General features: G+C 53.2%; 13 protein-coding genes. 6 read left to right on the top strand and 7 right to left on the bottom strand.

Going from position 1 to position 13,920, the window contains the following annotated elements; genetic code table 11:
• Positions 1-58: 58 nt before the first annotated feature.
• Positions 59-1,693, bottom strand: a complete 1,635-nt coding sequence (locus D5398_RS09975) for an ABC transporter substrate-binding protein (RefSeq protein WP_120507484.1) — start codon at positions 1,691-1,693, stop codon at positions 59-61.
• A 133-nt stretch (positions 1,694-1,826) separates the two neighbouring features.
• Positions 1,827-2,804 carry an L-Ala-D/L-Glu epimerase gene (gene ycjG, locus D5398_RS09970; RefSeq protein WP_120507483.1) on the bottom strand — a complete coding sequence of 326 codons (978 nt, stop codon included), beginning with the start codon at positions 2,802-2,804 and terminating at the stop codon, positions 1,827-1,829.
• Between the two features lie 118 nt (positions 2,805-2,922).
• On the opposite strand from ycjG, the gene tpx reads away from it, so the two are divergent.
• Complete coding sequence (gene tpx, locus D5398_RS09965) at positions 2,923-3,426, top strand: thiol peroxidase (RefSeq protein WP_120507482.1); 504 nt, start codon at positions 2,923-2,925, stop codon at positions 3,424-3,426.
• Between the two features lie 84 nt (positions 3,427-3,510).
• Here tpx and tyrR read toward each other — a convergent pair whose 3' ends face one another.
• On the bottom strand, positions 3,511-5,085 hold the full coding sequence (gene tyrR / locus D5398_RS09960) for a transcriptional regulator TyrR (RefSeq protein WP_120507481.1): 1,575 nt from the start codon (positions 5,083-5,085) through the stop codon (positions 3,511-3,513).
• A gap of 266 nt (positions 5,086-5,351) precedes the next feature.
• Here tyrR and xthA point away from each other — a divergent pair, with 266 nt between their 5' ends.
• Together xthA and D5398_RS09950 are read left to right on the top strand one after the other, a co-directional pair.
• Positions 5,352-6,161 (top strand): exodeoxyribonuclease III, encoded by an 810-nt coding sequence (xthA, locus tag D5398_RS09955; protein ID WP_120507480.1) that lies wholly within the window; start codon positions 5,352-5,354, stop codon positions 6,159-6,161.
• Positions 6,162-6,166: 5 nt separating this feature from the next.
• Complete coding sequence (locus tag D5398_RS09950; protein ID WP_120507698.1) at positions 6,167-6,562, top strand: pyrimidine (deoxy)nucleoside triphosphate diphosphatase; 396 nt, start codon at positions 6,167-6,169, stop codon at positions 6,560-6,562.
• A gap of 75 nt (positions 6,563-6,637) precedes the next feature.
• Here the strand turns inward: D5398_RS09950 and D5398_RS09945 are convergent, their stop codons facing one another.
• The 3 genes from D5398_RS09945 to D5398_RS09935 form a co-directional block, all read right to left on the bottom strand.
• Positions 6,638-6,958 carry a DUF1496 domain-containing protein gene (locus D5398_RS09945; RefSeq protein ID WP_120507479.1) on the bottom strand — a complete coding sequence of 107 codons (321 nt, stop codon included), beginning with the start codon at positions 6,956-6,958 and terminating at the stop codon, positions 6,638-6,640.
• Positions 6,951-8,900: a DNA topoisomerase III gene (locus D5398_RS09940; protein ID WP_162940749.1), complete on the bottom strand. Its 1,950-nt coding sequence runs from the start codon at positions 8,898-8,900 to the stop codon at positions 6,951-6,953. The genes D5398_RS09945 and D5398_RS09940 overlap by 8 nt, the downstream gene beginning before the upstream one ends.
• Positions 8,901-9,123: 223 nt before the next feature.
• On the bottom strand, positions 9,124-9,675 hold the full coding sequence (locus tag D5398_RS09935; protein ID WP_120507477.1) for an NAD(P)H nitroreductase: 552 nt from the start codon (positions 9,673-9,675) through the stop codon (positions 9,124-9,126).
• Positions 9,676-9,854: 179 nt separating this feature from the next.
• Here D5398_RS09935 and sppA point away from each other — a divergent pair, with 179 nt between their 5' ends.
• From sppA to pncA, 3 genes are all read left to right on the top strand, one after another.
• Complete coding sequence (gene sppA / locus D5398_RS09930) at positions 9,855-11,708, top strand: signal peptide peptidase SppA (RefSeq protein WP_120507476.1); 1,854 nt, start codon at positions 9,855-9,857, stop codon at positions 11,706-11,708.
• A 157-nt stretch (positions 11,709-11,865) separates the two neighbouring features.
• Entirely contained in the window at positions 11,866-12,879 is a 1,014-nt protein-coding gene (ansA, locus tag D5398_RS09925) for an asparaginase (protein WP_120507475.1), read from the top strand.
• A gap of 19 nt (positions 12,880-12,898) precedes the next feature.
• Entirely contained in the window at positions 12,899-13,528 is a 630-nt protein-coding gene (gene pncA, locus D5398_RS09920) for a bifunctional nicotinamidase/pyrazinamidase (RefSeq protein ID WP_120507474.1), read from the top strand.
• 70 nt (positions 13,529-13,598) lie between these two features.
• Here pncA and D5398_RS09915 read toward each other — a convergent pair whose 3' ends face one another.
• Positions 13,599-13,871 carry a YeaC family protein gene (locus D5398_RS09915; RefSeq protein ID WP_120507473.1) on the bottom strand — a complete coding sequence of 91 codons (273 nt, stop codon included), beginning with the start codon at positions 13,869-13,871 and terminating at the stop codon, positions 13,599-13,601.
• Positions 13,872-13,920 lie beyond the last annotated feature (49 nt).

Below are 13,920 nucleotides of genomic sequence, written 5' to 3'. Positions count from 1 at the left end.
TAAAAGCGCCCGCTGTTAAGTGCAGCGGGCGCTTTTTTATGCTGGATTTTACCAGATATCAATGCTTCAGAATGTACATTTCCTGACTATAAGCCACGTCCTCAGGATTAGTGATCGGGTATCCTTTCACCCACGGTTTTATCAAACGCCCGTTGGTGTACTGATAAATCGGCGCAATCGGTGCCTGTCCGGCAATGATCTGTTCAGCTTTGTTGTAATCATCATTGCGGCGCGCCTCGCTGGTTTCACGGCTGGCGTCGGAAATCACTTTGTCATATTCCGCACTGCTGAATTTGCTGATATTACCGTTATGCGTCGAAGTCAGCAGCGACAGGAATGTCGAAGCTTCGTTGTAATCGCCGATCCAGGAAGCGCGAATCACATCAAAATTGCCGGTGTTACGGCTGTCGATGTACGTTTTCCACTCCTGATTCACCAGTTTCACATCCGCACCCAGGGTCTTTTTCCACATCGAGGCCACCGCAATGGCAATCTTCTGATGGCTTTCAGACGTGTTGTACAGCAGCGTCAGATGCAGCGGTTTTGACGGGCCGTAACCTGCCGCCGCCAGCAGGCTTTTCGCCTGTGCATTCAGTTCTTCCTGTGAATACTGTTGCAACTCGCTTTCGACCGGTTTGAAACCGTTGGTGACATCAGGGGTGAAACGCCACGCTGGTTTTTCGCCGGTGCCCAGCACTTTTTCGGCGATGATTTTACGGTCGATACTCAGGGAGAGTGCCTGGCGCACACGCGCGTCGTCGGTCGGCGCGCGACGGGTATTGAAAGCGTAATAATAAGTGCCGAGCTGATATGGCGTATAAACCTGTCCCGGCAAATCATGCATCAGCATTTTGTACTGATCTTTCGGGAATGATTCGGTGATATCAATATCGTTGGCCAGATAGCGTTTAGTGGCGTTGGACTCTTTGTTGATCGGCACGAAAGTCACTTTGGTTAGCACAGTATGCGCGTGGTCCCAGTAATGCGGATTTGGCACCAGCACCAGTTTTTCGTTCACTACACGGTCTTTCAGCACATACGCGCCGTTGCCCACCAGATTGCCCGGTTTGGTCCAGTCATTGCCAAACTTTTCAACCGTCGCTTGATGCACCGGGAACAGGCTGAAATTCGCCAGCAGACTAACAAAATACGGCACCGGTTTATCCAGCGTGACGCGCAAAAGTGTCGGGCTGACGGCGGTTACGCCCAGTTTATCGACGGGCATTTTTCCGGCGATGATGGCATCTGCGTTAGCAATTCCGGCCAGTGCGGCAAACCAGGCACCGGTCGTGGAACCTTTCGGATCGACCAGACGCCGCCAGCTGTAGACAAAATCCTGCGCCGTGACCGGATCCCCATTCGACCATCTGGCATCTTTGCGCAGGGTGAAAAGGAATACCTGATTGTTCTGGTTTTGCCAGCTTTCGGCAACACCCGGCACGCTTTTACCGGTCGCGTCCTGATTCACCAGGCCTTCGAATAAATCGCGGGCAACCTGTGCCTCAGGCAAACCGACTACCCTGGACGGATCCAGTGAAGCGGGTTCATCTTTAATGTGGCGGACAATTTCCTGTTTTGCAGCGAGTTGCGTACCGGCGGGAACCTGAGCGGCGATAGCCTGACCAAGGGTCAGAGCTACCAGCGCAGCGCATACGGAATAGGATAAAAGCGGAAATGATTTTCCCTGCGGCATAAATTCTCCTGAACGGACAAAGGGCTACGCCCTGAAACATTCAGGAGTTTTATCATTACCTGCCGCAATCCCCTATAAGAAATCGCTACAGATTTGCCTTCGCGCACAAAACCGCAGCAGCAGGAGATAAAATTCAGGCGGAACCGGCGATATCAATGCCACCGCAATGAAACTTCAGTGCTGGTTCGACATCCTGCGCCAGCCAGGTCGGGCCGTCGAGATCGACAAATTTTGCGTCTGCGGTGAGCACCAGTGCGGCGCGAATGGCACGCGATGTACACAACATACAGCCGAGCATGATATCAAACCCTGTTTCACGCGCAGCCTGCGCCAGCATGAGTGCGCCGGTCAGACCGCCGGTTTTATCCAGCTTAATGTTGATCATGTCATAGCGATTTTTCAGTGCAGGCAAACCTTCGACGGTATGACAGCTTTCATCTGCGCAGATTGGCAGAGGATGAATGAAGTTTTCCAGCGCGGAATCTTCCCCAGCCGGAAGCGGTTGTTCGAGCATCAGAATGCCTAAATCGGCCAGCAACTGACAACGCGCAGCCAGTCCGTCGCTTTGCCAGGCTTCGTTAGCATCGACAATCAGCGAGGCATTCGGAACGGCGGCGCGAACAGCCACCAGCCTTTCGGCGATCAGGCGGTCGTCGAGTTTAATTTTCAGCAACGTCGCGCCCTGCTTTTGCAGCGCCAGTGCAGCCTGAGCCATCTCCTCAGGAGTACCGATGCTGACCGTCTGCGCCATGCTGACCAACGCCAGAGGCTGGGTATCGGTCAGTTGCCACAAACTGAGGCCGCGGGTCTGAGATTCCAAATTCCACAGTGCGCAGTCGAGTGCGTTTCGCGCAGCGCCGGCTGGCAACAAATGTTGCAACTGTTCGCGACTGGCACCCCGCTCAATGGCCGTCACCACGCTGGCGATTTGTGCCATTACGGAGCTTTCGCTTTCGTCATAACGCGGATATGGCGTGCATTCACCAATACCGCGAATGCCATTTTCTTCGATTTCAACTGCCACAACGCGGGCTTCAGTACGGGTTCCGCGGGAGATCACGAACGGCGTATGTAGCGGCCAGGCTTCCGGATAAAAGCGAACACTTCTCATAGCAGTTCCTTTGGTTATGCATAATGGATACAACTATTTAGCAATTATTATATATCCAACCTACAATTGTTACCCTAAACTGAAAGCCGTTTGACTCCAATGGACATAGGAAATAATCATGACCCAGACAGTACACTTTCAGAGCAACCCGGTAAGCGTTGCAGGCAAAATCCCACAAAAAGGCGACGTCGCCAAGCCTTTCAGCCTGGTCGCAAAAGACCTTTCTGATGTCAGCCTGAGCAGCTTCGCAGGCAAGCGTAAAGTCCTGAACATTTTCCCAAGCATTGATACCGGCGTTTGCGCGACATCAGTGCGTAAATTCAACCAGCTGGCTGGCGAAATCGAGAACACAGTTGTTTTGTGTATTTCTGCTGATCTGCCCTTCGCACAGTCACGTTTTTGTGGCGCGGAAGGCCTGTCAAACGTCGTCACTCTGTCTACCCTGCGTGGCGGTGATTTCAAATCCGACTACGGCGTGGGCATCACCGATGGCGCGCTGTCTGGTTTGACTGCCCGTGCTGTTGTAGTTCTGGATGGTCAGGACAACGTGCTTTACAGCGAGCTGGTGAACGAAATCACCACCGAGCCTGACTATGAATCTGCGCTGACTGTTCTGAAATAATTTTTTGCTTCTACAGACGACAGATGAAAAAAAAGCAACGGAGCAATCCGTTGCTTTTTTATTGGGGCGAACCCGCAGAAGAAATTACTCTTCGCTTTCGCCGGTTTCTCCGCGACGGCTGCTGAGGCCGTATTCCCGCAGTTTATTGGCGATGGCCGTATGCGAGACGCCCAGACGTTTCGCCAGTTTGCGCGTACTCGGATAAGTACGGTAAAGACGGGTCAGCACGGAACGTTCAAAACGTTTGCTGATATCGTCAAGTGAACCGTTCAGCGCTTCCTCACCAATTGTGACTTCCGCGTCAAAGTCCGGAAGAACGATATCCTGCGGACGCAGTTCGCCGCCTTCCAGCTGCGTCAGTGCGCGATAAATCGCATTTTTAAGCTGACGGATGTTACCCGGCCAGCCGTAATGCGTCAGGTAGTTTGCCAGTTGCGACGACAGTTTCGGTCGCGGCATGCCCTGTTCATCGGAGAAGCGCGCCACAAACAGCTCGGTCAGCGGCATCACATCAGCTGGCCGCTCGCGCAGCGGAGGCAACGTCAGGCTCAGCACGTTAAGGCGATAATATAAATCCTCACGGAATTCTCCGCGCTGCACCAGTTCCACCAGGTTTTTCTGTGTGGCGCACATTACGCGCACATCCACTTTCACTTCGTGCTCTTCACCCACGCGACGGAAAGTACCGTCATTGAGGAAACGCAGCAGTTTGATCTGCATTCTCGGCGACATCTCACCGATTTCATCGAGAAGCACCGAACCACCGTTCGCCTGTTCGAAGAAGCCTTTTTTGCCCTCCAGCGCATTCGGATATGCCCCGGCGGCATAGCCGAACAGTTCACTTTCTACCACGTCGTCCGGCAACGAAGCACAGTTAAGGCCGAGGAAAGGTTTTTTGCCGCGAGCGCTGCGCACATGGCAGGCGTGAGCCAGCAAATCTTTGCCGGTGCCGGTATCACCGACAATCAGCAGCGGCGCATCCAGCATCGCGAGTTTACGTGCCTGATCCAGTAAGTGACGCATTTTAGTGCTGACCGCAACGATGTGGTCGAATTCGCTGTCATCATTAACTGTTAAGTCCTGCAACTGGCGCCCCATGCGCGCAGCCGATTTGAGCATAACGACAGCACCGGCAATCCCGCCTTTTTCGTTCTCGTCATCTACATGGATTGGCGTGAGATCCATCAGAAAATCCTGGCTGCGGATCACAATACGTTCAGTGTGCGGCTGGGCATTGTCGCTTTCCAGCCAGCGAGTAACGTTGTAACTGGTGATCAGACTCGCCGCCGTCGCATTGCGGATTTTATCTTCATCGAGTTCAAACAACGCCATCGCCGCCGGGTTGGCCTGCTCGACTTTGCCTTTTATATCAATGGAAAAAACCGGTTCCGGCATGGAAACCAGTAAAGCGCGCAACGCCCGATGCTCCCGTTCGGAAGGCATGAACGATACGGTACGGACATCTGTCACGCCGTCGATACGGCGAATTTCAGCCATCAGGGCGCGAAAAGTGTCAAAATCCAGTTGGGAAAAATTCAGGTAAATGCGGCCAATCGAGGCAATCTCGATACCGCGTAAATCAATACTGCGTAAAACCAGTAAATCGAGGAGTTCACGGGTAAGACCCAGGCGGTCTTCGCAAAAAACTTCCAGACGCATCAGTGTTGACCTTTTTCAGCCGGTGCGGAAATCGCTGCAGTCATAATACTCTTTCATGTACACGGGAAGAAGAGACTGTCACGAAAAGTTGACAAAATAATTCTCCGAATGAAATCCATTTGCCATGATTTTCAGGCAGACGTTTTGCTTTTACAGACGTTTATTCTGGCCGCCGGCCTCACATATCCCTGCATCGCGATTTCGCCATTACGCCCTTTTTCTGCTACTATCGCGCTTCTGATTTCATCGCCAAATGGTTCCCGACTATGAAGTTCGTCTCCTTTAATATCAATGGATTGCGCGCCCGCCCTCATCAGCTTGCGGCAATTATCGAACAGCACCAGCCTGACGTTATCGGTTTGCAGGAAACTAAAGTTCACGACGACATGTTCCCGCTGGAAGATGTCAGTCAGTACGGTTATCACGTGTTCTATCACGGGCAGAAAGGCCATTACGGCGTTGCCATGCTGACTAAGCAGGAACCGGTGGCTGTACGCCGTGGTTTCCCAGATGACGACGAAGAGTCTCAGCGCCGGATCATCATGACCGATATCGAAACACCACAGGGCATTCTGACCGTGATTAACGGTTATTTCCCACAGGGCGAAAGCCGTGACCATCCGACCAAATTCCCGGCTAAAGAGAAGTTTTACCGTGATTTGCAGGATTATCTGACCACCAGCTTATCCGTGAATAATCCGGTAGTGGTAATGGGTGACGTGAATATTAGCCCGACCGATCTGGACATTGGTATCGGCGAAGACAGCCGTAAACGCTGGCTGCGTACCGGCAAATGTTCCTTCTTGCCGGAAGAACGTGAATGGATGGAACGCCTGAAAGGCTGGGGTCTGATTGACACCTTCCGGGCGGCAAACCCCGAAGCGGCCGATAAGTTCTCGTGGTTTGATTACCGTTCACGCGGTTTTGATGAGAACCGTGGCCTGCGTATTGACCTGATCATGGCAAGTACGCCGCTGGCGACACGCTGCACGGCAACCGGTATCGATTACGATATCCGCGGGATGGAAAAGCCCTCTGACCACGCACCAATCTGGGCGACGTTTGACCTGAAATAATGACCATGAAGACGATTGACGTGGTCGCCGCCATGATAGAACACGAGGGGAAATTGCTGCTCGCCCGTCGGGATGCGTCCAGCGATCAGGCCGGTTTATGGGAATTTCCGGGGGGAAAAGTGGAAGCCGGAGAAAGCCAGCCAGCCGCATTAATGCGTGAATTGCAGGAAGAAATGGGTATCGCGGCGACGGTGGAAGATTTTGTCGCCACCAGCGAATTACAGCAACCCGCCAGGCTGATTCGCCTGCACGGCTGGCGGGTCAGCGGATTTTCAGGAACGCTTACGTTACAGTGTCACTCCGAAATCCGCTGGGTATCGCCTGCCGACGTGCTGTCGTTTGATCTGGCACCGGCAGATATTCCATTGATTGAAGCCTATCTGGCGAAATTCGTCTCATAGCATGTGAATACAAACAAAAAAGGCGCGGAACTGGAAACAGTCCGCGCCTTTTTTCTATCCGTCATCAAGGAAGCGTTATTTCTTCAACACTTCCCATTTCAGTTCATTAGTGCCGACCACGTTCGGATCGCGTGAGCATTGCAACACCACGCTGTCCGCTGTCACCACCGCGCCCTCGCTGTAACTCTGATTATTGTAGATACAGCAGTTGTGGCAGGTCGGCGCGCTGTTATTATTGTTGCTGCTGCCGCTGTTTTCCCAGATTTGCGGCGGCAGAGGGACCACGACATCCGCGCCATTACCGATATTGCTGCGGTTCGCCATCGCCGGTGCAGACAGCATCACGGAACCGGCCAGTAACGCCATCAGCACATTTTTCATCAATACGTTATTCATCACTGTTTGCTTCCTTCCCTTTAGTGCTCGCTTTACGGCGTTTGGGAGCGCTTTTGCCTTTCGCCGCAGCGCCCGCCGGTTTGGAAGGCAGACTGCGAAATGCCGAAGACACCCGGTTCGTTTTGGCCTGCATGATGAGATTCTGCAACGTCACGACCAGCGGTTGCATGAAATCCTGATAACGGCAGCTTTTTTCACTGATACGCGTCAGCGTCGATTCCCAGTCGGCGGTCATATCTGGCCGCCCGGCAATGTCCGGCAATGAATGGATCAGTGCGCGTCCGGTATCGCTGGAATGGATATAGCGCCCTTTCTTGTACAAAAATTCACGACGGAACAACAGTTCGATAATCCCTGCACGCGTTGCTTCTGTGCCCAAACCGTCCGTCGCACGCAGGATTTTCTTCAGTTCTTTATCCTGTACAAAACGCGCGATCCCGGTCATCGCAGAAAGCAGTGTGGCATCGGTAAAAGGCCGCGGCGGCTGGGTCTGGCGTTCAACCACTTCCCCGCGTTCACATAACAGTTCGTCACCTTTGGCAACCACCGGCAAGGGCGTGCCTTCATTTTCTTCGTCGCGTTCTTTACTGCCCAGCAAAGTACGCCAGCCAGCTTCGGCCAGGAAACGCGCCTTGGCGATAAACTTACCGCCTGCGATATCCAGATCGATAACGCATTTGCGGTACACCGCATCCGGGCAAAATTGCATCAGATACTGACGCGCCACCAGGCCATAAATCTTGCGTTCATCGTCGGTCAGATTCACATTGCTGCTGCGTGCCGTCGGGATAATCGCATGGTGCGCATCGACCTTTTTGTCGTCCCAGCAGCGGTTGCGTATATCGGTATCCAGGACCGGTTGCGGCATCAGATCCGGGCGGTGAACGCTAATGGCATTGATGACCGAATGACGACCGGCAAAATGCTCCTCTGGCAGGTATCGGCTATCCGAACGAGGATACGTAATCAATTTGTGCGTTTCATACAATTTTTGACAGATATCAAGAATTTGCTGGGCACTCAGACCAAAGGCTTTGGAGCCTTCAATCTGCAATGTGGAAAGCGAAAATGGCAGCGGCGCAATATCATTCTCGCGTTTATCATTATAGCCGGTGACCATCGCCGGTTGTCCGGCAATGCGCGCCACCACGTGATCAGCCAACGGACGATGCAACAAACGCCCCTCTTCGTCCTGGTACGGCTCGCAGGAATCACTCGGTTGCCACAGCGCCACAAAACGCTCTTCGGCAGGCGTGACGATATGTGCTTTCACTTCAAAGAAATCTTTCGCGATGAAGTTTTCGATATCTTCGTCGCGGCGCACCACCAGCCCAAGCACCGGCGTTTGTACGCGGCCAACAGACAGTACGCCATTGTATCCGGCGTTGCGGCCAAGAATGGTGTAAGCGCGGGTCATGTTGATGCCGTAGAGCCAGTCAGCGCGGGCGCGGGCCAGTGCGGAAACGCACAGCGGAATAAAATCACGGTTGTCGCGCAGCCGGTCAATGGCGCGCTCGACGGCCTGCGGATTGAGATCGTTAATCAGACAGCGCTGGGTGGCGTGACGTTTTTCCGGCGTAAGTTCGAGATAATCCAGCACTTCATCCACCAGCAATTGTCCTTCGCGATCCGGGTCACCGGCGTGAACGACCTGCGTCGCCTCAAGCAACAGACGTTTAATGACATTGAGTTGTTTGGCGACGGAAGAACGTGGCTGAAGCTGCCACTTTTCAGGAATGATCGGCAAATCGGCCAGCGACCAGCGCGCAAAGCGGCTGTCATAGGCATCGGGCTGCGCCTGTTCAAGTAAGTGGCCGACGCACCAAGTCACGACCTGATCGTTGCCACAGGCAATATAACCATCGCCCCGGCGATGAGGTTTGGGCAGGACATCCGCAATGGCGCGGGCAAGGCTGGGTTTTTCCGCAATGAACAAACGCATCAGGCCATACCTGCCTGCGGGGTGATCGCTACAAAGATTTCCATTATCCCATCCTTCATTTCACTACGTCCTCATCATGCAGAGATGGCTATGTTAGCCGCTGGCGAAGCAATTAGTAAGACGGTTAGAAGGATCCGCGACGGTGGTCGCTCAAATAGGCAGCAAAAACCGGTTTTATCGGAAAAGCCCGATGAAAACCGGTTAATTAACGAGCAGCTAAATCTTAGAAATGGGTCACAAAAGGCGTGCTGTCGGTCGGGATGACCTGCAGGCTCGCTTTCAGTTGCGGTGTACCGAGATACAGGAAACCGACGATTTTATCGTTCTCACCACACTTAAAGGCCTTGCGCACATCGGGGTGATCGGTCCACGCACCGGTACGCCAGATGCCGTTAAAGCCCTGAGCCAGCGCGGCCATCTGCATGGCCTGAACGGCACAACCGGCAGAAAGCAACTGTTCCCATTGCGGCACTTTCGGGCTTTCTTTGCACGCCGCAATCACGGTGATGATTTGCGGGGCGCGAAGTGGCGCCTGCGTGGCTTTCTCGACAGCTTTTTCATCCGCGCCGTCTTTGATGGCGGCAGCCCGCAGTAATTCACTGAAACGGGTCAGACCGTCGTTTTCAGCAATCACAAAACGCCACGGCTGCAAAGCACCGTGATCCGGCGCGCGCATACCGGCGTTGATGATGTTTTGCAGCGCCTCGCCTGCCGGAGCAGGAGCAGCCAGACGGGAAGCGGAACGGCGGTTAAGTAATAAGTCCAAAGCGTCCATTTTAATCTCCTGAGAATAATTGCTATTTACCTTACGTTAACATAGCCGCTACGCCTTTTTCCAACGCATCAGGCGCTTTCAGATAATGCATCGTTGCCAAATCCTGACATGATTTATAGCTGACTTTTTTCCGGCGTGTCATTAGGATAGCGGGACTTATCTGTCTTGTTGGAGAGACCATGCGCACATTGTGGCGAATTATCGCCGGTTTTTTTAAGTGGACCTGGCGTCTTCTTAATTTCGTCAGAGAATTCATTCTCAACGTATTTCTGATCCTTATCATTCTGGCTGGCGTGGGCATCTGGTATGCCGTACAGGACAAACCGGTTGAAACAACTAAGGGTGCGCTGCTGGTTGATCTCAGCGGTTCTGTGGTAGATAAGCCTTCAGTGAATAATAAAGTCCGTCAGTGGGGTCGCGAATTGCTGGGCACGTCGAGCAGCCGTTTGCAGGAGAATTCCCTGTTTGATCTGGTCGATACTCTTCGTGCGGCAAAAGATGACAAAAACGTTACGGGTATCGTGTTGCAGCTGACCGATTTCACCGGTACTGACCAGTCATCTATGCAATACATCGGCAAGGCGCTGCGTGAATTCCGTGACGCGGGTAAACCGGTGTATGCCATCGGGGACAGCTATAATCAGTCGCAATATTATCTGGCGAGCTATGCCAACAAAATCTATCTTTCGCCACAAGGCGCGGTGGACTTGCACGGTTTTGCTACCAATAATCTGTATTACAAATCCCTGCTCGATAAGCTGAAAGTCACCACCAATATCTTCCGCGTCGGAACGTATAAATCTGCCGTTGAACCGTTGATCCGTGACGATATGTCCCCTGCGGCACGGGAAGCAGACAGCCGCTGGATTGGTGGATTGTGGACTAACTATCTCAATACCGTTTCTGCAAACCGCCAGATAACGCCTGAACAATTGTTTCCTGGTGCGGCGGGTGTATTAGCGGGAATGCAGGCGACCGGCGGCGATATGGCGCAGTACGCGCTGAAAGCCAAACTGGTGGACACGCTGGCTTCACGTACCGAAGCGGACAACGATATGGTGAAAGCGTTTGGCTGGAATAAAGACGCCAAAGACTTTAATTACACCAGCATCTACGACTATTCGCCGAAACCAAAACCGGACAATAACGATCCGCAAATCGCGGTGATCTTCGCGACCGGAGCCATCAACGACGGTGAAGAACAACCGGGTGCAGTCGGTGGTGACACTACGGCCCAGCAAATTCGTGATGCCCGTCTGGATCCGAAAGTGAAAGCGATTGTGTTCCGCGTCAACAGCCCGGGCGGCAGCGTCAGCGCTTCTGAAGTGATCCGCTCCGAACTGGCTGCTGCGAAAGCCTCAGGCAAACCGGTCGTGGTATCAATGGGCGGCATGGCGGCATCCGGCGGTTACTGGATTTCAACGCCAGCAAACTACATCATCGCCAGCCCGAGCACCCTCACCGGCTCCATCGGTATCTTTGGCGTAATCAACACTTATCAGAACACGCTGGATTACGCCGGTGTGCACACTGATGGCGTCGCGACATCGCCGCTGGCGGATATTGCTTCCACCAAAGCACTGCCACCGGAGTTCTCGCAGATGATGCAGCTGAACATCGAGAACGGTTATAAAACCTTCCTCGGTCTGGTGGCCGATTCACGCCACAAAACGCCTGAAGAAATTGACCAGATTGCACAAGGTCACGTGTGGATCGGTTCTGATGCCAAGGCCAATGGTCTGGTGGATGAGCTGGGTGACTTCGATGACGCCGTGAAGAAAGCGGCTGATCTGGCGAAACTGCCGAAATGGCAGCTTAACTGGTATGTCAGCGAGCCAAGCCTGAGCGATCTGGTGTTCTCGCAAGTGAGCGCTTCCGTGCATGCCATGCTGCCAGCGGCGATTCAGGCTTATCTGCCTGCGCCGGTGAGCAAAATGGCGATGGAGCTGAAATCACAGGCTGACCTGTTCAGCAACATGAATGACCCGCAAAATCGTTACGCACTTTGCCTGACCTGTGGTGACGTGAAGTAACGTTCCGTTCTATGTGATACAGCGGGATAAAGATTCGCCATAATTCACTGCCCGGAGCGTCTCTGAGAACTCCGGGCTTTTTTATGGTGGGACGCCAGCCACGAAGCCTTTATACTTAGCGCAGTTGCTTTCACCTTTCTAAAAAAGAACATCTTCGATGACTAAAAAATCTATTTACGTTGCTTATACCGGCGGCACAATCGGTATGCAGCGTTCTGAACAAGGTTACATCCCGGTTTCCGGACATTTACAACGTCAGCTGGCGCTGATGCCGGAATTCCACCGACCTGAAATGCCTGAATTTACCATTCAGGAATATGCGCCCCTGATGGATTCTTCCGACATGACGCCGGAAGACTGGCAGCACATTGCCGATGATATTCAGGCACATTACGACGAGTACGACGGTTTCGTAATCCTGCACGGCACGGATACCATGGCGTTCACCGCTTCTGCACTCTCTTTCATGCTGGAAAATCTCAGCAAACCGGTCATTGTGACAGGGTCACAAATACCGCTCGAAGCGCTGCGTTCTGACGGCCAGATCAACCTGCTGAACTCGCTGTACATCGCCGCCAATCATCCGGTCAACGAAGTCACCCTGTTCTTCAACAACCGTTTATACCGCGGTAACCGCAGCACTAAAGCGCATGCCGATGGTTTCGATGCTTTTGCATCACCGAACCTTTCGCCCCTGCTGGAAGCCGGGATCCACATCCGTCGCCTTTCCACGCCTTCGCTGCCCGTCGTGCCTGCTGCGAAGCTGAAAGTTCATCACATCACCCCGCAGCCGATTGGCGTAGTGACTATTTATCCGGGAATTTCTGCCGAAGTCGTCCAGAACTTCCTGATGCAGCCGGTGAAAGCGCTGATCCTTCGCTCTTATGGCGTCGGCAACGCGCCGCAAAAGGGTGATCTGCTGAAAGTGCTGAAAGACGCCTCCGAGCGAGGCATCGTAGTGGTGAATCTGACGCAATGCATTTCAGGGCGTGTCAATATGGGCGGTTATGCGACCGGTAACGCACTGGCCCATTCTGGTGTGATCAGCGGGTTTGATATGACTGTCGAAGCTGCGCTGACCAAACTGCACTACCTGCTCAGCCAGACGCATACTCCGGAAGAAATCCGCGAGCTGATGCAGCAAAATCTGCGCGGCGAACTCACCGAATAATTGGCGTTTAAGGGGCACTATGAAATCTGCATTGTTGCTGGTCGATTTGCAAAACGATTTTTGTCGCGGCGGCGCGCTGGCGGTTTCTGACGGCGACGCGACTATTGCGGTCGCAAATCAGATGATAGCGTGGTGTAAAAGCCGGGACATTGCCGTACTGGCGTCACAGGACTGGCACCCTGCCGGACATCGCAGCTTTGCCACCAATTCGCATGCCGAACCCTGGACACTGGGCGAACTGAATGGCCTGCCGCAAGTCTGGTGGCCGGTTCACTGCGTTCAGCAGGAACCCGGCGCTGAATTTCATCCCGCCCTGAATCTGCCGCTAGTGGATTTTGTCGTACAGAAAGGTACGAATTCCGACATCGACAGCTACAGTGCGTTTTTCGATAACGGCCACCGCGCAGCCACCGTGCTGAACGACTGGCTGAAAGCGGCAAAGGTGACGCATCTGTATGTCATGGGACTGGCGACAGATTACTGCGTGAAATTCACCGTACTCGACGCACTCACACAGGGTTATGAAGTCACCCTGCTGACCGACGGCTGCCGTGGCGTCAATTTGCAGCCAGAAGACAGTGCACAAGCCGTTGAAGCTATGCGGGTTGCGGGGGCGGTGATCAGTACGTCCAAAGAAATCGCTGGCTGAATTTAGTCATCCGAGTAAAAGCAAAAAAGGCGCTGTTTAGCGCCTTTTTATATGCATGAGCGTCACTGAATTACTCAGGTTTAAGCTTTATCAGCGTATCCTGTGCGAACTGCTGTTTCAGTTCCTGCTTACTTTTAGTGACAATCTGCCCGTCCGTGCCGATGCTCATGTGCTGGGCATCCACGTTGTGACGCGACTGATACAGCATCACAGCTTGCAGGCTATGCTCTTTCTGTTCCGGCGTCAGCGCCACACCATCTGGCCACTTACCCAGTTCCACGGCCAGCACCAGACGTGCATAGATTTCCGGCGTCATTACATCAATGAGTTGATTAATTTCCATCTGACTGAGCCCTCAGCTCCACGCTATTATTCAAAAGGTTTTGAATAAT

Source organism: Rahnella bruchi, assembly GCF_003614975.1.
In the GTDB taxonomy this organism is placed as follows: Bacteria; Pseudomonadota; Gammaproteobacteria; order Enterobacterales; family Enterobacteriaceae; genus Rahnella; species Rahnella bruchi.
Note: the sequence above shows the minus strand (reverse complement) of the source record. Positions and strands in the feature narration are given on the sequence as shown.

Excerpts from the sequence above, each read along its gene's own strand:
- sppA (WP_120507476.1), top strand. The coding sequence starts at position 9,855 with ATGCGCACATTGTGGCGAATTATCGCCGGTTTTTTTAAGTGGACCTGG.
- ansA (WP_120507475.1), top strand. The coding sequence starts at position 11,866 with ATGACTAAAAAATCTATTTACGTTGCTTATACCGGCGGCACAATCGGT.
- D5398_RS09975 (WP_120507484.1), bottom strand. The coding sequence starts at position 1,693 with ATGCCGCAGGGAAAATCATTTCCGCTTTTATCCTATTCCGTATGCGCT.
- D5398_RS09945 (WP_120507479.1), bottom strand. The coding sequence starts at position 6,958 with ATGAATAACGTATTGATGAAAAATGTGCTGATGGCGTTACTGGCCGGT.
- tyrR (WP_120507481.1), bottom strand. The coding sequence starts at position 5,085 with ATGCGTCTGGAAGTTTTTTGCGAAGACCGCCTGGGTCTTACCCGTGAA.
- pncA (WP_120507474.1), top strand. The coding sequence starts at position 12,899 with ATGAAATCTGCATTGTTGCTGGTCGATTTGCAAAACGATTTTTGTCGC.
- D5398_RS09935 (WP_120507477.1), bottom strand. The coding sequence starts at position 9,675 with ATGGACGCTTTGGACTTATTACTTAACCGCCGTTCCGCTTCCCGTCTG.
- ycjG (WP_120507483.1), bottom strand. The coding sequence starts at position 2,804 with ATGAGAAGTGTTCGCTTTTATCCGGAAGCCTGGCCGCTACATACGCCG.
- xthA (WP_120507480.1), top strand. The coding sequence starts at position 5,352 with ATGAAGTTCGTCTCCTTTAATATCAATGGATTGCGCGCCCGCCCTCAT.
- tpx (WP_120507482.1), top strand. The coding sequence starts at position 2,923 with ATGACCCAGACAGTACACTTTCAGAGCAACCCGGTAAGCGTTGCAGGC.
- D5398_RS09950 (WP_120507698.1), top strand. The coding sequence starts at position 6,167 with ATGAAGACGATTGACGTGGTCGCCGCCATGATAGAACACGAGGGGAAA.
- D5398_RS09940 (WP_162940749.1), bottom strand. The coding sequence starts at position 8,900 with ATGCGTTTGTTCATTGCGGAAAAACCCAGCCTTGCCCGCGCCATTGCG.
- D5398_RS09915 (WP_120507473.1), bottom strand. The coding sequence starts at position 13,871 with ATGGAAATTAATCAACTCATTGATGTAATGACGCCGGAAATCTATGCA.